Genomic DNA, 17,744 nt, shown 5'->3' on the forward strand with positions numbered 1-17,744 from the left:
GCTCCTTACCAGCTTGCCTTAACAACGCCCGGTACATCACCTTGCATTACTGTTTCACGTAATTTGTTACGGCTTAAGCCGAACTTACGGAAGTAACCATGAGGACGACCAGTTAAACCACAACGGTTACGTAGACGTACTGGAGACGCATTACGTGGTAATGCTTGAAATTTCATCATCGCTTCGAAACGTTCTTCGTCTGATGCATTAACGTTTGCGATAATTGCTTTTAATTCAGCACGTTTCGCAGCGTATTTAGCAACAGTAGCTTCGCGTTTCAATTCGCGATTAATCATACCTTTCTTAGCCATATCGACCTCTTATTTGAACGGGAAGCCGAATGCACGCATAAGCGCACGGCCTTCGTCATCGGTGCGAGCAGTCGTAGTGATGGTAATGTCCATACCACGAATACGATCAATCTTATCAAAATCGATTTCAGGGAACATGATTTGTTCCTTAAGACCCATTGAGTAGTTACCACGACCATCGAATGATTTCGCAGAGAAACCACGGAAGTCACGGATACGAGGGATCGCGATAGAGATCAAACGGTCTAAGAATTCGTACATACGTTCGCCGCGTAAAGTAACTTTACAGCCGATCGGCCAACCATCACGGATTTTGAAACCAGCGATAGATTTACGAGCTAAAGTAAGTACTGGTTTTTGACCAGCAATTGCTTGCATATCAGAAAGAGCGCCATCTAACAATTTCTTGTCAGCTGATGCAGCACCAACACCCATGTTGATGGTGATTTTTGTAATGCGAGGAATATCCATCACATTCTTAACGCCCAATGTTTCTTTTAATTGAGCCTTAAGTTCGTCGTTGTAACGCGTTTTAAGTCTGGCCATTGCCTAGTCAACCTATTACTTCGCTACCGCCACTGATTCACCATTAGATTTGAATACGCGAGTTTTCACGCCTTCAATCACTTGGTAACCAACACGGTCAGCCTTTTGGGTTGTAGCATTAAAAATTGCCACGTTAGAGATATGAAGCTCAGCTTCTTGAGTTACGATGCCGCCTTCAGCGCCAGTAGCTCGGTTAGGCTTTTGATGCTTCGTTACCAAGTTAAGGCCTTCAACCTTAACACGGTCATTTGAAACAGACAAAACAGTACCTTGTTTGCCTTTTTCTTTACCTGCGATCACAATTACTTGATCGCCCTTTTTAATCTTAGCCATGAGTGCCTCTTATAGAACTTCAGGAGCCAATGAAATAATTTTCATGAACTGTTCAGTACGAAGTTCACGAGTCACTGGTCCGAAAATACGAGTTGCAATCGGCGCTTTGTTGTTGTTCAAAATAACAGCTGCGTTATCGTCGAAACGAATAACTGAACCATCTGCACGACGGATGCCGAATTTTGTACGTACAACTACAGCATTCATCACGTCACCTTTTTTAACACGTGCACGTGGAATAGCTTCTTTTACAGTAACTTTAATAATGTCGCCAACAGAAGCATAACGACGATGTGAACCACCAAGTACTTTAATACATTGTACGCGGCGAGCACCACTGTTGTCTGCTACGTCGAGCATACTTTCGGTTTGAATCATTGCCCTACTCCAAAACCGAGCATCACCGGTCGCAATTTCGAAAGGCTCAAAGAGTACTCGAAATTGACCGATGATGCAAGAACGTTTAATTACTCAGCAGCAGCTTCAACAACTTCAACTAAAGTCCAAGACTTAGTTTTAGAAATTGGGCGGCTTTCTTTGATGCTTACTACGTCGCCAACTTTAGCAACATTATTTTCATCATGAGCGTGTAATTTAGTTGAACGGCGGATTGATTTGCCATACAACGGGTGTTGAACGCGGCGTTCGATAAGAACAACGATAGACTTGTCCATCTTGTCGCTAACTACTTTACCGGTTAACGTGCGAACTGTTTGTTCACTCATTGTCCGTTCCCCTGTTTTTCGGTAAGGAGGGTCTTAATACGAGCAATTGTCTTACGAGTAAGCGCAACTTCGTGCGATTTACCCAATTGACCAGTTGCTTTCGCCATACGAAGACGGAATTGGTTAAGCTGTTGCTCATCAAGCAAAGCTGTCAACTCTTCTACCGACTTTTCACGTAGATCATTAGTTTTCATTACATTACCGTCCGAGTCACGATAGTGGTTTTAAACGGAAGTTTTGCAGCAGCAAGCGTAAACGCTTCGCGAGCAAGTTCTTCGTTAACACCATCAATTTCGTACAAGACTTTACCTGGTTTGATTTGGCAAACCCAGTATTCCACAGAACCTTTACCTTTACCCATACGAACTTCTAATGGTTTTTCAGTAATTGGTTTGTCTGGGAAAACACGGATAAAGATCTTACCACCACGTTTAATACGACGGCTGATTGTACGACGCGCTGCTTCAATTTGACGTGCGGTCATTTGACCACGTTCAACTGATTTAAGTGCAATAGTACCAAAAGATACTGAGCTACCGCGATGTGCTAGACCAGTGTTACGGCCTTTTTGCACTTTACGGAATTTAGTACGTTTAGGTTGTAACATGGATTATTCTCCTTTTTCAGCAGAACGATCATTGCGACGACCACGACGCTCTTGACCTTCACCACGACCACGGCCACGTTTAGCTGGACGTTCTTCAGCTGGAGCTGGGTTCATGACTTGTTTCATGCCGCCCAAGATCTCACCACGGAAGATCCATACTTTAACGCCGATCGTACCGTAAGTAGTCTCAGCACGCATAGTAGCATAGTCGATGTCAGCACGAAGAGTATGAAGAGGTACACGACCTTCACGATACCATTCAGTACGAGCAATCTCAGCACCACCTAGACGGCCTGAAACTTCTACTTTGATACCTTTAGCACCAGCACGCATAGAGTTTTGAACCGCACGCTTCATAGCACGACGGAACATTACACGTTTTTCTAATTGAGAAGCGATTGCTTCAGCAACTAAACGAGCGTCTAAATCTGGGCGATCGATTTCGTTGATACTTACTTGCGCAGGAACACCCATAATGGCTGTTAATTCGCGTTGTAATTTCTCAATGTCTTCGCCTTTTTTACCGATCACGATACCAGGACGTGCAGTGCTAATAGTTACTTTAGCTGCGCCTGTAGGGCGTTCGATAAGAATATTGCTTACCATCGCATTCTTAAGTTTTTTAGTTAAAAACTCACGAACTTGAAGATCTTTTAGCAAATATTCAGCATATTGTTTCGGATTCGCATACCAGTTAGCGTTATGACGTTTCACAACACCTAGGCGGATACCGATTGGATGAACCTTCTGACCCATATCAAACCCCTACCTTAACGGTAATGTGACAAGTACGCTTAGTAATACGATCTGCACGGCCTTTAGCACGTGGCAAAATACGTTTCAGGCTCATGCCTTCATCAACGTAGATCGTAGAAACTTTAAGGTCGTCTACATCTAAACTGTTATTGTGTTCAGCGTTTGCAATCGCAGATTCCAATGCTTTTTTAACTAAAACTGCAGCTTTTTTGTTGCTGAAGTTTAAGATATTTAAAGCATGCGCAACAGATTTGCCGCGAATTAGGTCTGCAACCAAACGTGCTTTTTGTGCCGAGATAGCGGCACCGCGTAATTTAGCAGTTACTTCCATCATAGCACCTATTAACGTTTAGACTTCTTGTCAACACCGTGACCACGATAGGTACGAGTTGGCGCGAATTCACCTAATTTATGACCAACCATATGCTCAGATACGATCACTGGAACATGGTTACGGCCATTGTGTACAGAAATTGTTAGACCAACAAAATCCGGTAAGATCATCGAACGACGCGACCAAGTTTTGATCGGCTTACGGTTATTAGCCGCGATAGCCGCTTCAACCTTAGCGAACAAGTGCGCATCGACGAATGGGCCTTTTTTCAGAGAACGAGGCATTGTCAGATTCCTTTACTTGTTACTTAACGCGACGGTCGCGAATGATCATCTTAGTCGTACGCTTGTTGGTACGTGTTTTGTACCCTTTAGCTTTTTGACCCCATGGACTTACAGGTTGAATACCTTTATTACGTCCTTCACCACCACCATGTGGATGGTCTACTGGGTTCATCGCCATACCACGTACGGTAGGACGAACGCCACGCCAGCGTGATGCACCTGCTTTACCAAGTGAACGAAGGTTGCTTTCTGAGTTAGAAACTTCACCTAACACAGCACGGCATTCAACGTGTACTTTACGCATTTCGCCTGAACGAAGACGAATGATAGCGTAAGAACCGTCACGACCCAACAATTGAGCAGATGTACCAGCAGAACGTACTAATTGTGCGCCTTTACCGATTTTAAGCTCGATGTTGTGAAGAGTAGAACCGATAGGCATGTTGCGAAGTGGTAAGCAGTTACCTGGACGGATTGGAGCATCGTTACCAGATTGAACTTGATCACCAGCGCGAAGGCCTTTAGGTGCAATAATATAGCGACGTTCACCGTCAGCATATTTCAATAAAGCAATATGAGCTGTACGGTTTGGATCGTATTCAATACGCTCAACTACAGCAGGGATGCTGTCTTTGTTACGTTTGAAGTCTACGATACGGTAGTGCTGTTTATGACCACCACCAACGTGACGAGTTGTAATGTGACCGTTGTTATTACGACCGCCAGTACGTTTTTTAGCTTCAACCAACGGAGCATATGGCGCGCCTTTGTGAAGGTGGTTATGAACCACTTTCTCTACAAAGCGACGTCCTGGAGACGTTGGCTTACATTTTTGAATCGGCATAATTTTCGTCCTTATTCCGCTGCGTTTTCAGCGGTATCGCCCAAGTCAGCCATTTCAACATCTTGGCCAGCTTTCAGGGTGACGTATGCTTTTTTAACATCAGAACGACGTCCTAATGTTTTACCAAAGCGTTTAGTCTTACCTTTAGTGATCGTTGTGTTAACTTTAACAACTTGAACACCAAATAGTTGCTCAACAGCTTTTTTGATTTCAAGTTTGTTTGCATCTAGTGCAACTTTGAACACTTGAACACCAGCAGTTTCGCCTAAAACTTGTGCTTTTTCTGAGAATACAGGTCCTTGTAGGACTTGATAGATACGTTCGTTGTTCATCCGAGTTCTACCTCAATTTTCTTAGCAGCAGCAACAGACATAACAACTTTATCGAACGCGATCAAGCTAACAGGATCGATTGCAGCAGCATCAACCACATCAACGTGTGGAATGTTGCGAGCAGCAAGATACAAGTTCTCATCAACAGCATCTGTAACGATTAATGCACGAGGTGCATTCAAGTCGTTAAGTTTTGCAAGCAATTCTTTAGTTTTTGGAGCTGCAACAGCAATCTCTTCAACTAAAACAAGGCGATCTTGACGAACAAGCTCAGCCAGGATGCATTGCATAGCACCGCGATACATTTTACGGTTTACTTTTTGAGACCAGTCTTGTGGACGAGCAGCAAAAGTTTTACCACCGCCAACCCAGATTGGGCTACGAATAGAACCAGCACGAGCGCGGCCAGTACCTTTTTGACGGAAAGGTTTTTTACCACCGCCAGAAACGTCAGCACGTGATTTTTGCGCTTTAGAACCTTGACGACCACCAGCTAAGTAAGCTGTAACAACTTGGTGTACAAGAGCTTCGTTAAAATCACGACCAAACGCAACTTCAGATAACTCAACAGCAGAGCCGGAAACAGTATTTAAATTCACGTTATTTCCCCTCAGGCCTTGATAGTAGGACGAACAGTAACGTCGCCACCAGTAGCACCAGGAACCGCGCCTTTAACAACTAGAACTGAACGTTCTGCGTCGATAGCAACGATTTCAAGACCCTGTGTAGTTACACGTTCAGCACCTAAGTGACCAGGCATTTTTTTGCCTTTGAACACGCGACCAGGAGTCTGGTTTTGACCTGTAGAACCGATAACACGGTGAGATACAGAGTTACCATGTGTAGCGTCTTGAGTACGGAAGTTCCAACGTTTAACACCACCTTGGAAACCTTTACCTTTAGATGTACCAGTAACGTCAACAATTTGACCCACTGTGAACACATCCACACCGATAGTTCCGCCAACTTCACGACCTTCAAGATCAGCTTCTGTAGCGCGGAATTCTTGAACTAGACGACCAGCAGCTACACCAGCTTTCGCAAAGTGACCTTTCTGAGCGTTAGTTACGCGAGATTCGCGACGTTCACCAGTAGTGATTTGAATCGCTTGATAACCATCAGTTTCAAGCGTTTTGATTTGTGTGATGCGGTTAGGATCAACCTCAATCACTGTTACAGGTACAGAAACACCAGCATCTGTAAAGATACGTGTCATACCGCACTTGCGACCGACTAAACCAATAGCCATGTGCATAAACCTCTAAAAAAGCGGCCTAATTAACTTAGAGCGTTAATTAACCGAAAGCCTTAACCCAAAGCGATCTGAACATCAACACCAGCTGCAAGATCTAACTTCATCAATGCATCAACAGTTTTATCTGTAGGTTGAACGATGTCGATCAAACGTTTGTAAGTGCGGATCTCGTATTGGTCACGCGCATCTTTGTTAACGTGTGGTGATGTTAAAACGTTAAAACGTTCGATACGTGTAGGCATCGGGATTGGACCACAAACTTGTGCACCAGTACGTTTTGCTGTTTCTACGATTTCTTGAGCTGATTGATCAATTAGACGGTGATCAAAAGACTTAAGACGGATACGAATTCTCTGGTTAGACATACCAGTTAACTCCAAGCCAAATATATAAAGAATCACCCTTGACGCATCTCACCCCACTTTAAAAGAGGCAAGTGTCAAGAGCAGTGAAATATCACTAAGGTCACGATCGATGCCGTGACTGTCACGATGTTAACTACTTTATTCGTAGCTAACCCCCTTCATCAAAGGGTCGCCCATTATAGCTATTGTTTAATGCATAAGCAAATCCCTTTTGCTGTTTTTCTTATATTTTTCATTTTTTATGCAAGATCAATTGCTTAACTTTTAATCAATAGGCATTTTTTCTTAATACATACTCTATTGCTTGGTTTAGTATTTGATTTCCCTCAATAAATTTGTTTTTTGCGCTTTTCCGCAGATCATGTACTGGCTGTACATGTGTTCCTGAAAAAAATGCCACATCTTCATCATTTTCCAAAAATAAATCGAGTACTTCAGGGGTAATTTCAGGATGAAATTGGAAGCCCAAAACATTTTGCCCGATTTGATACATTTGATTACGACATGCATCATTTTCTGCCAGTAATACCGCTCCTTTCGGAATTTCAAATGTTTCACTGTGCCACTGCATGACTTTAAACTCTTCAGGTAGTTTGAAACAGTCATGCGGTACGTTAGCGACCTTACGGATGGTCGTCCAACCCAATTCTTGTTGTGCATTTCGACTCACCGCACCACCCAAGGCATTGGCAATCAATTGCCCACCTAAACAAAGCCCAATTGCGGGTTTACCGAGTGCTAAATAGCGTCGCAGCCACCGTTTTTCTATTTTTAACCATGGGAAATTTGCCTCATCATTTACACTCATGGTCCCACCCATAATGATAAGTAAATCGACATCTTCAACATGCGGCAAAGCCTCGAGATCCAAGGCTTGATCGACCGGTAATGCAAAGAATTCTGTGGCCGTAATTTTGGCCTGATGCTGTTTTAAAAATTCATAACAACTGCCGAACCCTTCGCCAGCAATATGCTGAAAATAATGTACTTTTAAATGCGACTTCATGCGCTAAACCTATTGTTGTTGCTCTGATATCGGTTTTGCAAGAATGAAGCCAACTTTGCTTTTCACTTAATTTTCTATACAAAAGCATCGTAAATCCATGCGTTTTAGTCGTATTCTTTTGAACATTCATTATTATTTTGATCATTTCAGAGCGCCACGTGAAAAAGAATCCTCAAACCGAACTCATTCATGCACCAAGAAAGGCACCGCAATACATCAATAGTGTTCAACCTCCCCTGTTTCGTGCATCCACTATAATTTTCGAAAATACAGATGCGCTATTTAATCGCCATTGGACCGATGATTATGACTATAGCTATGGCACGCATGGTACCCCCACGACATTTACCCTAGGCGATCAGATTGCTCAGATTGAAGGTGGCTTGTATCACTTACTCACACCAAGCGGTTTATCTGCAATTAATTTGGTCAATTCATGTTTTTTAAGTCAAGGGGATGAAGTGTGGGTCGCAGATAATATCTATGGCCCAAATATGGAACATCTACGCAACCTAGAAACCCGCTACAGTATCGTGGTCAAGGTTTATAACCCGATTGATGTCAACTCATTCACACCTTCAGCGCAAGCCAAGCTTATTTGGTTAGAAGCTGCTGGATCTGTCACTTTAGAGTTTCCAGATTTAGTCGGCTTGGTCAAAAAAGCCCAAGCCCACAACATTCTCACTGCACTGGACAATACTTGGGGAGCAGGACTTGCCTTTAATGCTTTTGATTTCAGTGCTGAGCATCTGAGTGTCGATATCAGTGTACATGCCTTGACCAAATACCCAAGTGGCGGCGGGGATATTTTGATGGGTTCGGTAATTACACGAGATAAAAAGCTTCATCACAAACTGTTTCGTGCGCACGCCATTCAAGGCATTAGTATCTCTGGTGATGACGCCGCGCAAGTACAACGCAGTCTGGCTTCTATGCGCCTTCGCTATGAACACCAGTCACAAAGTGCTTTAACTTTATTAAATTGGCTAAAACAGCAACCAGCCTTTGTACAGGTTTTACATCCTGCTGATGAAGCTTCCGCAGGACATCAGTATTGGAAAGAAATTTGTACAGAACAACACAGTGCCGGCTTGGTCAGCGTGGTATTTAATGAAAAATATAGCCTGCAAGATGTACGCCGCTTTTGTGATGCACTTAAACTATTTAAGCTCGGTTTTAGCTGGGGTGGCCCAGTCAGTTTAGTCATGCTATATAACTTAAAAGATATGCGTGTACTCGAACATTCACATATTCAAGCCGGCTTACTGGTTCGCTTCTGTATAGGACTAGAACATCCTGCAGATTTAATACAAGATATAGAAAACGCACTACAACATTTAAATAAACAGCAACTCGAATAAATACAGGAGCATCTATGGGTACACCAATTATTATTGGCAAAAAAACACAAGACACCACACAAGATGTGGTGCTTCATTCACAATTTGCAAACCGCCATGGTTTGATTGCTGGCGCCACAGGTACTGGTAAGACAGTGACGTTGAAGGTGTTGGCAGAAAGTTTTTCTCGGCTGGGTGTACCTGTATTTTTAGCCGATGCCAAAGGGGATGTTTCTAGCCTTGCCAAAGCAGGTGAAAGCAATCCTAAGTTTGACGAACGAATTAAAAGTTTAAATATCGAGAGCATTCCTTTTGCTGCCTCCCCTGTGGTGTTTTGGGATTTGTTTGGTGAACAAGGACATCCCATTCGCACCACCATTTCTGAAATTGGTCCACTTCTCCTTGCCCGAATTCTGAATTTAAACGACACGCAAGAAGGCGTGTTATCTGCGGTCTTTCGTATTGCTGATGATCAGGGCTTATTGCTCATCGACTTTAAAGACTTAAAAGCCATGATCAGCTACGTCAGTGAACATGCAGCAGAATTTAAAAATGAATATGGCAATTTATCACCTGCAAGCTTAGGTGCAATTCAACGTAATTTGCTCGCATTGGCCGATCAAGGTGGTGACAAGTTTTTTGGTGAGCCTGCGCTCAATATCATGGATTTCATTCAAACGGATGCACAAGGTCGTGGCAACATCAACCTGCTCGCCGCCGACAAGTTAATGAATACCCCTAAGCTCTATGCGACTTTCTTACTTTGGATGCTGTCAGAACTGTTTGAACAATTACCCGAAGTTGGAGATATGGATAAACCCAAACTGGTGTTCTTCTTTGATGAAGCGCATTTATTGTTTGATAATGCCAGCCCTGCTTTACAAGAAAAAATTGAACAAGTGGTACGTCTGATTCGCTCTAAAGGGGTCGGTATTTACTTTGTAACGCAAAATCCACTTGACCTACCTGAGAGTGTTTTAGGACAACTGGGTAACCGCGTTCAGCATGCGCTACGTGCATTTACCCCGAAAGATCAGAAAGCTGTTAAGACGGCAGCAGATACTTTTCGAGCCAATCCTGCGTTTAAAGTCGATCAAGTGATTACGGAACTGGCTGTCGGTGAAGCACTGATTAGTTGTCTAGATGAACAAGGCACACCCCAAATCGTTGAGCGTGCTTGGGTGATGCCACCCTATTCTTCATTTAGTCCAATTGCTGTAGAAGAACGCAAAGCACTCATGGCAAATAGCGTTGTTGCAGGTGTGTATGACACCGAAGCAGACCGTGAAAGTGCCTATGAACTTTTGCAAAATAAAGTGGCGGAGCGCCAACAACAAGCCGTCCAAGCGGAACAAGATAAAATAGAAGCCAAAGAACAAGAAGCGTTGGCCAAACAACAAGCCAAAGAAGCAGATGCACTCGCCAAACAGCAAGCACGTGAACAAGAACGCCTTGCGCGCGAACAACAAAAAGAAGCAGAGCGTTCAGCCAAACAACGTGAAAAACTGATTCAAGACACGGTAGGAACTTTTGCAAAAAGTGCTGCACGCAGCTTGGGCGGGTCGACAGGTCAGAAAATTATCCGTGGCCTCTTAGGTTCTATCTTCGGCAAGAAATAATCTAAAAGCCCAATTAAAAAGTACAAATTTATGGAATCTTTTTATATTCCATAATTTTTTTATGGTTTTTACTAAAAAATGTATTGCGCGGATGTATTTAAAAATGTATTTTAAATACATCTTATAAATAACAGCCATGAGAGATCAGCTATGACTCCGCAGCAAATTGACCTAGTAAAAGCTACTGTTCCTGTTCTACGTGAAAATGGTGTCGCGCTGACTGGTTACTTCTATAACCGTATGTTGGGCAATAACCCTGACCTCAAAGAAACCTTTAACATGGGACATCAGCGCAGCGGTGCTCAGGCACAAGCCTTGGCGGGTGCTGTATTGGCTTATGCTGAAAATATTGAGGACCCATCTGTACTTTTACCAGTTGTAGAATTAATTGCGCATAAACATGTGAGTCTTAACATTCAAGCGCCAGACTATAATATTGTCGGCGAAAATTTGCTGCACTCGATCAGTGAAGTATTAAGCATTTCAATGGAAGATCCACTGATTGCAGCTTGGGCAGCAGCATATGGACAATTGGCAGACTTGTTTATCAGCACTGAAAAAGCGATTTATGAGCAACATCAGCAAACTAAAGGCAGTTGGTTAGGTTGGCGTAATTTCAAAATCGCGAAAAAAGTGGCTGAAAGTGATGAAATCACCTCATTCTACCTTGAGCCTTCTGATGGTGGTGATTTACCAAAATATGAAGCAGGTCAGTACATCTCTGTACGTGTATTGGTCGATGAGCTGGGTCTAAAACAACCACGTCAATATACACTGTCTACCAGCCCACAAGACAACTACTTACGTATCTCTGTAAAACGTGAAGATCAGAAAGGTGACTTGGTTCCAGGTTGGGTATCAAATACACTGCATGGCTTGGAGATCGGTTCAGAAATCGAAGTGTCTGCACCAACAGGTAATTTCTTCCTGATTGATTCACAAAAACGCAATGTCTTTATCAGTGGTGGTGTAGGTCTAACACCAATGATTGCGATGCTGAATCAGTTGGTGACTTTAGACATGCCACAACCTGTAACCTTTATCCATGCCTGCCGTAGCAAACAAGTGCATGCAATGCATAAACACATTCAGGATTTGGAAGCAAAATACCCACGTCTTAGCACTTTTACAGCGTATGAGTTCCCTCATGCTAATGATAAATTAGGTGAAGATTATGATGCTGCTGGTCGTCTAGACTTAGGCAGCATGGATACTGCACTGTTACCGATCAATGCGGATTATTACCTTTGCGGTCCAATGCCATTTATGGCTGAACAACAGAAAGCTTTAATTGCTCGTGGTATTCCTGCTAGCAATATTCACAGCGAAGCTTTCGGCACTGGTGGTGTAAAACACTAACTAAGCTATTCACCTGAAATACAAAGGGTTAGTTTAGTTATGCTAGACTAGCCCTTATTTATTTCTCTCAGACTCACAGTATTATCATGCAACTCAATAAATTCACCGATTATGCATTACGCATTTTGCTCTATATCGCACGTCCTCGTGATGTGCCTTATAACATTGCTGAAATTGCAGAAGACCTGCACGTTTCGCGTAATCACTTGGTGAAAATTGTGCATTTTATGGCAAAGCAAAACTGGTTAATCACCAGCCGCGGCAAAGGTGGCGGCATCCGCCTTAACCCTGAAGCACTTGAGGCTCAGCTCGGTCAAATCGTACGGATTTTGCAAGGTAATCACCAGATTGTTGAATGCAATGACCCACCCTGCGTACTGCGCAGTCAGTGTGGTTTAAAAAGCATTTTAGACCAAGCTTTAGAACAGTTTTATCAAAGTCTCGATCAGTACAAACTTGCCGATGTCTTGCAACCAAGCAGCGCATCTAAATTTACAACACAATCTCCAATTCAAATGATCAATCTCTAATTTCACTTTGCCTGCGACAAAATTCGCTTGCCTGCCCGACTTCCTTTATAATGCGTGTTGTTAAATCAGTTATTGAAGTTGGGTTATGCATCAGCACAGAGGAAAATCACGAAACAGTAAGGCGGCCAATGCGCCGAAGCAAAAGATTACTTATGAGAAAAAAGTAGACTCTGCGATTACTGAATATGCTGTGCGCTCGCTCAACTGGCTACGCAAAGCTGAGTTCTTAATGAGTGCGCCTAAACTCAACCTCTGCGTTGAAGATACCGGCTATGAAATTGCCTTTGCTGGCCGCTCAAATGCGGGTAAGTCGAGTGCCATTAATGCGCTCACCAACCAAAAGCAATTGGCTCGTGCGTCGAAAAAACCGGGTCGTACCCAAATGATCAACTTTTTCAGTCTAGGAAATCCTGATCAACGTTTGGTCGACTTACCGGGTTATGGCTATGCCGCTGTACCTGAAGCGATGAAAATCGTGTGGCAAAAAGAGTTAGAAAACTATCTGATACACCGTGAAAGTTTACAAGGTCTTGTGCTGTTGATGGATATCCGTCATCCACTACAACATTTTGACGTCATGATGTTGGAATGGGCACATTCACGTAAATTGTTCGTGCACGTACTGCTCACCAAATCAGATAAATTAAACCGTGGCCCAGCCTCTAAAGCACTACAAGAAGTGAAAGCAGCATTGAAAAAAATGAAGCTGAACTTCTCTATCCAATTGTTCTCATCATTGAATAAACAAGGTTTAGAAGAGTTAGCGAGTGTCATGGCGGGTCGTCTTAACTTCACTCTAGAACAATCGACAGAGTTTGATCTTGATAGCATTCCTGAAGCATCGGAAGATGATATTGAAATCGATGCAGATGCGGAAGCATTCGATGACGTCGACACTACATCTGAAGATTTACCCCAAGCTGAAGGCAAAAATTCAGACCACTAATCCAGTAATTTTAAAGTCAGCGCAAGGATGATTGTCTGACAAAAAGTATCATCTGAAGATAATGAAATGTCCTGTATTGCTAATCACAATGCAGGATTTTTTTTGGATACTGAATACATCAGATGTGTACTCGATCACATAAAAACAAGGATAGGTCATGAAATTACTCTCCCGCTTGAGAAACACAAAACTTGGATCATCAATCGAATATAAAATTAAACCACGTAAAGTGAAATTTGAGTGGCAAGATACCCAAGTTGACTGGGTGCCCAACCAAGCTTTTGTCAGCTATTTTATTAATGAAATTAATATGATCTTACCGGCTGGTGAGTTTTGGTTTTGCCGTCTGTATAACAAAGTATTACCACAAATTAGAGATGAAAAACTAGCCGAGGACGTTAAAGCATTTATCCGCCAAGAAGCTATGCATGCTCAGGCGCATAACTCTGCCAATAAAGAATATCTGTCTCAGCGCAATATCAGTATTCAACGCAACCTTGAAATCATGGATTTTCTCTTTGGCAAACTGCTTGCGGACCAACCTTTAGGGCTCAACGTACCCAAAGCTTTAGATCATCAATGGGATCTCTTTCGTTTAGGGGTGATTGCAACTGTTGAACACATGACCTGTGTACTAGGCAAATATGCTTTATACAACAAAGAGTGGGAACGACTAGGCGCTGATCCGAATATGCTCGATCTAGTAAAATGGCATGGTGCAGAGGAAATAGAACATCGTACCGTGGCTTTTGATTTGTATCATCATCTCGGTGGCGGCTATATTTCTCGCTATTATCAAAGTGTGATCGTGATTGCTGCCGTACTTGGTCTATGGGTCGATGGTGCAGCACATATCATGCAGCAAGACTCGCGCTATGCATCGATTAAACCTGCCGTATATAAACCGTGGATTTGGCGTGAATGGGCGCGTATCGCGCAAAAAGACAATCGCTTATTGCCACATCCGCTTTGGTTGGTGTCGCAGCAATTGGGGTATTTAATGCCTTGGTACGATCCTGTACATGAAGCAAAAACTGAAGATGCGATTGCCTATCTCGACAACTCTCCTGCTGCAAAACGTGCCGCACTGAAAGTTGCTTAAACACCATTTAAAATCTGTATTAAGCAGGGTTCGCCCTGCTTTTTTTGTGCTCACATCCATTACGCTCCATTTTTTATTGAGCAATCAACAAACTCAAGATGGATAGGCTCATAAGTTCGAGGTTTAAAGTACAGTTATTCCGAGTTCCCTATTCTCTTTAAAATGCATTTATACTAAGTCTCATCCTAAAATAAAAATACACCGTTCAGGAGCATCTCCATGCACGCTCACATCTCCGTTATTACACTGGATGTGAAAGATTTACATGCTGCATTCGCGTTTTATCAGGAGGGTTTAGGTCTAAATAGCACAGGGATTATTGGGACTGAATTTGAACATGGCGCTGTGGCATTTTTTGATTTACAACACGGTTTAAAGCTCGCACTCTGGCCGCAAGATAGCCTGAGTCATGACACTGGAATCAGTACATCTGCGTTTTGACCAACTCAAATGTCTCTCGGACATAACGTCAACAGTACCGCAGCCGTCGATCAAATTATGCAACAAGCCCAACGCGCTGGTGCAAAACCAATTAAGCCCGCACAGCCCACGTTTTAAGGTGGTTATGCAGGCTATTTTCAAGACTTAGATGGGCATCTGTGGGAGATCGTCTACAACCCACATTTTAGCTCTTTATCTGCTTAATTCGACAACGCTGGTTCATCTACATCTCGCGTATGACGATCCACCACCACACTAATCATCATATCACCCTGTACGTTCACCACAGTCCGTACCGTATCCAATAGACGATCGATCGGCAGCAATATCGCAATCGCTTCCGCAGGAAGCCCAACCGATTGTAAAACCATAATCATTGTCACCATTCCAGCACTTGGAATGCCCGGTGCGCCGAGTGACGCAATCATGGCGGTTGCACAGACAATTAACTGCTGACCCAAGGTTAAATCTAAGCCCATCAAGTTAGCAATAAATAACGCAGCAGCAGCTTCATACAACGCTGTACCATCCATATTTAACTGTGTGCCCAATGGAATCACAAAACCTGCTGTTTGAGGACGTACGCCTAAATTTTCCTGCGCACATTTCATCGACAGTGGCATCGTTGCTGAACTTGAACTGGTTGCAAAAGCAGTGATTAAGGCAGCTCGTGTTCCTCTAAAAAATGTCAGTGGACTCATTTTCCCAAAAATCCAAAGCAACAGAGGTAACACCACTGCCCCATGGAAAATCGTGGTCCCTGTGACTACGGCAGCAAACTCCGCGAGGCGACTCAACACCGAAATATCTTCGGTAGCAATCAATTTAGCCAATAATGCAAAAATGCCAATCGGTGCAAGCTTCATCACCCAGCCGATAATCATCATCATGATGTCAAAAAATTGCTGACTGAGCTTTCTCACACTTCGAAATTTTTCACCGCCTTTGACCAAGGCCACACCTAAAAATAGTGAAAACACCACGACAGCGAGTACATTGCCATCACTAAAGGCTTTAAACGGATTGATCAGTGTATTTTGAATAAAATTGGTAAAGAATGAACCTGCTGTGAGGGTGTCAGGACTCTGATGTTGTTGCATTGCATCTTGGAACATGACGATGTCCACGCCCTGCCCAACTTTAAAAATATGCGCACATGCTAGACCCAAGATCAGTGCCAAAGTCGTGGTGGTGACACAGCACGCTAAGGTAATTTTCCACGTACGACTCAGCTGACCACCCGCTTGTAAATTCGATACCCCCACCACAATCGAACTAAAGATCAGCGGAACCAAGATCATTTTCAGCAAGCCAATAAAAATACTACTGGCAATCCCCAGGCCATACAGGCTGGCGGATAAAAACTGCGTCTCTGGAAACTGAATTAATAAAAACCCAAATGCCACACCCAATATTGCGGCAATTAAAATCTGCGTATTTAAGCTCATTGTGCCTTGCATTTATCATCCTTTATTCAGGCACTATGCCATGCGCCCCACTGGGAATCGAGGAATTTTTTGTCACATATACTGCTACAATTCTGCAAAGCATGTATTCAACCCAATTCAATTTGTACTGCACCCTAATTAGATAACTCGATTCCGTGAGTAGTTGCATAACCCCAAATTGACGGAGATAAAAAACCGAATCAGAAGATTCGGTTTTTTCAGTATTCAGCTTTTACGACTTAACACATAGTGCTTAAAGCTTATTGGGTTTCAATTTCGCGTAAACGGATCAAGCCTTCTTGTGTCGTACTACAGACCAACTCACCGTTTTGCCACATGCGACCGAAATTTAGACCACGTGAACTAGCACTGACCGTGGCATCCATGTCATAAAGCATCCATTCATCCACACGGAATGGCTTATGGAAATACATGGCATGGTCAATACTCGCACACTGCAAACTTGGTGATAAATAACTTAAACCATGTGGGCGTAGTGCAGTCGTCATCAGCGTAAAGTCTGAATAGAATGCTGCAATAGCCTGATGTAAAGAGATGTCATCAACGTCAGCAGCAATTTTGTCATGGGTACGAATATAGTGTGCATACGACGGCGCAGCAGGCTGCGGTTGGTACGGGTTTTGCGGATCAATCGGGCGAATTTCCACATGACGGTCGCGCATAAAAGATGCACGGACGTTTTCAGGGACAAATTCCACCATCATTCGTTTCAGCTCAGCTTCAGATTTTAAATCTTCCACGGCTGGATATTCTGGCTCTGCAACTTGGTAATTCAAACCTTCTTCTTGCTCTGCAAATGACACCATACACATGAAAATGGTTTTACCATGTTGAATCGCACGAACCTGACGACTCACAAAACTGCGTCCATCGCGAATACGATCTACTTCAAAAATGATCGGTGCATTGATATCACCACCAAATAAGAAATAGGCATGTAAGGAATGAGCAGGTCGATCTGTTGTATAAGATGCCGCACGGAGCGCCTGACCTAAAACCTGTCCACCAAAGACACGCTTCCCGACCAAATTTCGGCTTTGCCCACGAAAAATATTTTCTTCTAATTTTTCAAGACTGAGTAAATCAACCAACTCTTGTGTTAAGGCATTCATAACAAACCTATCTATCATTCGGGATTAAGCTAACGCAGGCAACATCAACAGATGTTTAAATATATTTTCCATTTTGCCATAAATCCAGACTAAAACCCTAAAGATTCGCTGACTGATCTGTCACCTTG

Annotated in this window: 24 protein-coding genes and 2 pseudogenes; 8 read left to right on the forward strand and 18 right to left on the reverse strand. The window is 43.1% G+C overall.

From position 1 onward, the window contains the following. Positions 1-5: 5 nt before the first annotated feature. From rpsN to FTT76_RS07930, 16 genes are all read right to left on the reverse strand, one after another. On the reverse strand, positions 6-311 hold the full coding sequence (gene rpsN, locus FTT76_RS07855; protein ID WP_067762906.1) for a 30S ribosomal protein S14: 306 nt from the start codon (positions 309-311) through the stop codon (positions 6-8). 9 nt (positions 312-320) lie between these two features. Next, on the reverse strand, positions 321-857 hold the full coding sequence (gene rplE, locus FTT76_RS07860; RefSeq protein ID WP_067762907.1) for a 50S ribosomal protein L5: 537 nt from the start codon (positions 855-857) through the stop codon (positions 321-323). A 15-nt stretch (positions 858-872) separates the two neighbouring features. Next, on the reverse strand, positions 873-1,190 hold the full coding sequence (gene rplX / locus FTT76_RS07865; protein WP_078189274.1) for a 50S ribosomal protein L24: 318 nt from the start codon (positions 1,188-1,190) through the stop codon (positions 873-875). Positions 1,191-1,199: 9 nt separating this feature from the next. Further along, on the reverse strand, positions 1,200-1,568 hold the full coding sequence (gene rplN / locus FTT76_RS07870; protein WP_005012978.1) for a 50S ribosomal protein L14: 369 nt from the start codon (positions 1,566-1,568) through the stop codon (positions 1,200-1,202). Between the two features lie 89 nt (positions 1,569-1,657). After that, positions 1,658-1,915 carry a 30S ribosomal protein S17 gene (rpsQ, locus tag FTT76_RS07875; protein ID WP_078189275.1) on the reverse strand — a complete coding sequence of 86 codons (258 nt, stop codon included), beginning with the start codon at positions 1,913-1,915 and terminating at the stop codon, positions 1,658-1,660. Further along, complete coding sequence (gene rpmC / locus FTT76_RS07880; protein ID WP_005012982.1) at positions 1,912-2,109, reverse strand: 50S ribosomal protein L29; 198 nt, start codon at positions 2,107-2,109, stop codon at positions 1,912-1,914. Before rpmC ends, rpsQ begins: the two co-directional genes overlap by 4 nt. After that, positions 2,109-2,522: a 50S ribosomal protein L16 gene (gene rplP, locus FTT76_RS07885; RefSeq protein WP_068909575.1), complete on the reverse strand. Its 414-nt coding sequence runs from the start codon at positions 2,520-2,522 to the stop codon at positions 2,109-2,111. The genes rpmC and rplP overlap by 1 nt, the downstream gene beginning before the upstream one ends. Positions 2,523-2,525: 3 nt before the next feature. Then, the gene (rpsC, locus tag FTT76_RS07890) at positions 2,526-3,278 is read right to left on the reverse strand and encodes a 30S ribosomal protein S3 (protein WP_078189277.1); all 753 of its coding nucleotides are present in this window, start codon (positions 3,276-3,278) and stop codon (positions 2,526-2,528) included. Position 3,279: 1 nt separating this feature from the next. Beyond that, entirely contained in the window at positions 3,280-3,609 is a 330-nt protein-coding gene (rplV, locus tag FTT76_RS07895) for a 50S ribosomal protein L22 (protein WP_035265103.1), read from the reverse strand. 11 nt (positions 3,610-3,620) lie between these two features. Further along, positions 3,621-3,896: a 30S ribosomal protein S19 gene (rpsS, locus tag FTT76_RS07900; protein ID WP_004281508.1), complete on the reverse strand. Its 276-nt coding sequence runs from the start codon at positions 3,894-3,896 to the stop codon at positions 3,621-3,623. A 19-nt stretch (positions 3,897-3,915) separates the two neighbouring features. Next, positions 3,916-4,740 (reverse strand): 50S ribosomal protein L2, encoded by an 825-nt coding sequence (gene rplB / locus FTT76_RS07905; protein ID WP_078189278.1) that lies wholly within the window; start codon positions 4,738-4,740, stop codon positions 3,916-3,918. Between the two features lie 11 nt (positions 4,741-4,751). Further along, positions 4,752-5,072, reverse strand: a complete 321-nt coding sequence (gene rplW, locus FTT76_RS07910; protein ID WP_005012992.1) for a 50S ribosomal protein L23 — start codon at positions 5,070-5,072, stop codon at positions 4,752-4,754. After that, positions 5,069-5,671 (reverse strand): 50S ribosomal protein L4, encoded by a 603-nt coding sequence (gene rplD / locus FTT76_RS07915; protein WP_078189279.1) that lies wholly within the window; start codon positions 5,669-5,671, stop codon positions 5,069-5,071. Before rplD ends, rplW begins: the two co-directional genes overlap by 4 nt. An 11-nt stretch (positions 5,672-5,682) precedes the next feature. Further along, complete coding sequence (rplC, locus tag FTT76_RS07920; RefSeq protein ID WP_078189280.1) at positions 5,683-6,321, reverse strand: 50S ribosomal protein L3; 639 nt, start codon at positions 6,319-6,321, stop codon at positions 5,683-5,685. Positions 6,322-6,380: 59 nt separating this feature from the next. After that, complete coding sequence (gene rpsJ / locus FTT76_RS07925) at positions 6,381-6,692, reverse strand: 30S ribosomal protein S10 (RefSeq protein ID WP_000070912.1); 312 nt, start codon at positions 6,690-6,692, stop codon at positions 6,381-6,383. A 268-nt stretch (positions 6,693-6,960) separates the two neighbouring features. Next, entirely contained in the window at positions 6,961-7,698 is a 738-nt protein-coding gene (locus FTT76_RS07930) for a type 1 glutamine amidotransferase (RefSeq protein WP_180190368.1), read from the reverse strand. A 158-nt stretch (positions 7,699-7,856) separates the two neighbouring features. On the opposite strand from FTT76_RS07930, the gene FTT76_RS07935 reads away from it, so the two are divergent. The 8 genes and pseudogenes from FTT76_RS07935 to FTT76_RS07965 all read left to right on the forward strand — a co-directional run bounded on the left by FTT76_RS07935 (position 7,857) and on the right by FTT76_RS07965 (position 15,239). Next, entirely contained in the window at positions 7,857-9,059 is a 1,203-nt protein-coding gene (locus tag FTT76_RS07935) for a PLP-dependent transferase (RefSeq protein ID WP_180182989.1), read from the forward strand. A 14-nt stretch (positions 9,060-9,073) separates the two neighbouring features. Further along, positions 9,074-10,657 (forward strand): helicase HerA-like domain-containing protein, encoded by a 1,584-nt coding sequence (locus tag FTT76_RS07940; RefSeq protein ID WP_180010523.1) that lies wholly within the window; start codon positions 9,074-9,076, stop codon positions 10,655-10,657. 40 nt (positions 10,658-10,697) lie between these two features. Then, positions 10,698-10,784: pseudogene (locus FTT76_RS17645) on the forward strand (hypothetical protein); the annotation flags it as partial. 23 nt (positions 10,785-10,807) lie between these two features. After that, a complete protein-coding gene (gene hmpA, locus FTT76_RS07945) occupies positions 10,808-12,016 on the forward strand; it encodes an NO-inducible flavohemoprotein (RefSeq protein ID WP_078192460.1) in 1,209 nt (402 codons plus the stop codon). An 86-nt stretch (positions 12,017-12,102) separates the two neighbouring features. Next, positions 12,103-12,546 carry an Rrf2 family transcriptional regulator gene (locus FTT76_RS07950; RefSeq protein ID WP_078192461.1) on the forward strand — a complete coding sequence of 148 codons (444 nt, stop codon included), beginning with the start codon at positions 12,103-12,105 and terminating at the stop codon, positions 12,544-12,546. An 85-nt stretch (positions 12,547-12,631) separates the two neighbouring features. Next, positions 12,632-13,492 carry a ribosome biogenesis GTP-binding protein YihA/YsxC gene (gene yihA, locus FTT76_RS07955; protein WP_180010522.1) on the forward strand — a complete coding sequence of 287 codons (861 nt, stop codon included), beginning with the start codon at positions 12,632-12,634 and terminating at the stop codon, positions 13,490-13,492. 157 nt (positions 13,493-13,649) lie between these two features. Further along, on the forward strand, positions 13,650-14,594 hold the full coding sequence (locus FTT76_RS07960) for a metal-dependent hydrolase (RefSeq protein ID WP_180190369.1): 945 nt from the start codon (positions 13,650-13,652) through the stop codon (positions 14,592-14,594). A 219-nt stretch (positions 14,595-14,813) separates the two neighbouring features. Then, positions 14,814-15,239 (forward strand): annotated as a pseudogene (locus FTT76_RS07965) (VOC family protein). Here the strand turns inward: FTT76_RS07965 and FTT76_RS07970 are convergent. Together FTT76_RS07970 and FTT76_RS07975 are read right to left on the reverse strand one after the other, a co-directional pair. Beyond that, positions 15,236-16,495, reverse strand: coding sequence for a dicarboxylate/amino acid:cation symporter (locus FTT76_RS07970; protein WP_171525930.1), 1,260 nt, complete (start codon positions 16,493-16,495; stop codon positions 15,236-15,238). The pseudogene FTT76_RS07965 and the gene FTT76_RS07970 sit on opposite strands and share 4 nt — an antisense overlap. Positions 16,496-16,743: 248 nt before the next feature. Continuing rightward, positions 16,744-17,616, reverse strand: a complete 873-nt coding sequence (locus FTT76_RS07975; RefSeq protein ID WP_180190370.1) for an acyl-CoA thioesterase II — start codon at positions 17,614-17,616, stop codon at positions 16,744-16,746. Positions 17,617-17,744 lie beyond the last annotated feature (128 nt).

The sequence above is a fragment of the Acinetobacter sp. YH01009 genome, assembly GCF_013420765.1.
Classification (GTDB): Bacteria; Pseudomonadota; Gammaproteobacteria; order Pseudomonadales; family Moraxellaceae; genus Acinetobacter; species Acinetobacter amyesii.

Bases quoted from the DNA above. Each gene is read 5' to 3' on its own strand.
- yihA (WP_180010522.1), top strand. From the start codon at position 12,632: ATGCATCAGCACAGAGGAAAATCACGAAACAGTAAGGCGGCCAATGCG.
- rplC (WP_078189280.1), bottom strand. From the start codon at position 6,321: ATGGCTATTGGTTTAGTCGGTCGCAAGTGCGGTATGACACGTATCTTT.
- FTT76_RS07975 (WP_180190370.1), bottom strand. From the start codon at position 17,616: ATGAATGCCTTAACACAAGAGTTGGTTGATTTACTCAGTCTTGAAAAA.
- rplB (WP_078189278.1), bottom strand. From the start codon at position 4,740: ATGCCGATTCAAAAATGTAAGCCAACGTCTCCAGGACGTCGCTTTGTA.
- hmpA (WP_078192460.1), top strand. From the start codon at position 10,808: ATGACTCCGCAGCAAATTGACCTAGTAAAAGCTACTGTTCCTGTTCTA.
- rpsN (WP_067762906.1), bottom strand. From the start codon at position 311: ATGGCTAAGAAAGGTATGATTAATCGCGAATTGAAACGCGAAGCTACT.
- FTT76_RS07960 (WP_180190369.1), top strand. From the start codon at position 13,650: ATGAAATTACTCTCCCGCTTGAGAAACACAAAACTTGGATCATCAATC.
- FTT76_RS07940 (WP_180010523.1), top strand. From the start codon at position 9,074: ATGGGTACACCAATTATTATTGGCAAAAAAACACAAGACACCACACAA.
- rpsJ (WP_000070912.1), bottom strand. From the start codon at position 6,692: ATGTCTAACCAGAGAATTCGTATCCGTCTTAAGTCTTTTGATCACCGT.
- FTT76_RS07930 (WP_180190368.1), bottom strand. From the start codon at position 7,698: ATGAAGTCGCATTTAAAAGTACATTATTTTCAGCATATTGCTGGCGAA.
- FTT76_RS07970 (WP_171525930.1), bottom strand. From the start codon at position 16,495: ATGCAAGGCACAATGAGCTTAAATACGCAGATTTTAATTGCCGCAATA.
- FTT76_RS07950 (WP_078192461.1), top strand. From the start codon at position 12,103: ATGCAACTCAATAAATTCACCGATTATGCATTACGCATTTTGCTCTAT.
- rpsC (WP_078189277.1), bottom strand. From the start codon at position 3,278: ATGGGTCAGAAGGTTCATCCAATCGGTATCCGCCTAGGTGTTGTGAAA.
- rplV (WP_035265103.1), bottom strand. From the start codon at position 3,609: ATGGAAGTAACTGCTAAATTACGCGGTGCCGCTATCTCGGCACAAAAA.
- rpmC (WP_005012982.1), bottom strand. From the start codon at position 2,109: ATGAAAACTAATGATCTACGTGAAAAGTCGGTAGAAGAGTTGACAGCT.
- rplX (WP_078189274.1), bottom strand. From the start codon at position 1,190: ATGGCTAAGATTAAAAAGGGCGATCAAGTAATTGTGATCGCAGGTAAA.
- rplN (WP_005012978.1), bottom strand. From the start codon at position 1,568: ATGATTCAAACCGAAAGTATGCTCGACGTAGCAGACAACAGTGGTGCT.
- rplP (WP_068909575.1), bottom strand. From the start codon at position 2,522: ATGTTACAACCTAAACGTACTAAATTCCGTAAAGTGCAAAAAGGCCGT.
- rplW (WP_005012992.1), bottom strand. From the start codon at position 5,072: ATGAACAACGAACGTATCTATCAAGTCCTACAAGGACCTGTATTCTCA.
- rpsS (WP_004281508.1), bottom strand. From the start codon at position 3,896: ATGCCTCGTTCTCTGAAAAAAGGCCCATTCGTCGATGCGCACTTGTTC.
- rplE (WP_067762907.1), bottom strand. From the start codon at position 857: ATGGCCAGACTTAAAACGCGTTACAACGACGAACTTAAGGCTCAATTA.
- rpsQ (WP_078189275.1), bottom strand. From the start codon at position 1,915: ATGAGTGAACAAACAGTTCGCACGTTAACCGGTAAAGTAGTTAGCGAC.